The organism is Hyphomonas sp. CY54-11-8 (genome assembly GCF_000682735.1).
Taxonomy (GTDB): Bacteria; Pseudomonadota; Alphaproteobacteria; order Caulobacterales; family Hyphomonadaceae; genus Hyphomonas.
This window is the reverse complement of the sequence record NZ_AWFD01000030.1, coordinates 1-415: the sequence shown is the minus strand read 5'-3', so window position 1 is coordinate 415 and position 415 is coordinate 1. Positions and strand designations below refer to the sequence as shown.

The 415-nt window shown below is 58.8% G+C and carries 1 protein-coding gene; it reads right to left on the bottom strand.

The annotated features are described in order from the left end of the window. The coding region (locus HY17_RS12770) for a transposase (protein WP_034767157.1) at positions 1 to 329 on the bottom strand (329 nt) is incomplete at its 3' end. Between the last annotated feature and the right edge of the window lie 86 nt (positions 330 to 415).

The following is a 415-nucleotide window of genomic DNA, read 5'->3' as shown; positions in this document are numbered from 1 at the left end:
ATGCGGTTTTCCAGCGTCAGGTCGGCAACGACCTCCTTCAGATCGCGCATCTCACGCTTCAGGCCACTCACCTCGCCGGATGTCGCCTGCCGCTCCGTGTCGCCCGACAAGCGCTTCTTGCCAGCTTCGAGAAACTCCTTCGACCAGGTGTAGTACAGCCCCTGAGCGATCCCCTCACGCCGACACAGTTCGGCAATCGAATACTCGCCGCGCAGGCCTTCCAGTACGATGCGGATCTTCTCTTCGGCGGAGAATTTACGCCGGGTCTTGCGGCGGATTTCCTTCACATGTTTTTCGGCCGATCCCTCCGGCCCGGATTTCTGTCTCATCTTCGTCCCCTTGGCAGGCTACGATGTGCCAGAAATCCTCCTTAAGCAATTTTCCCGATCTGTCTCATGGTCGCTGACGGGGGACA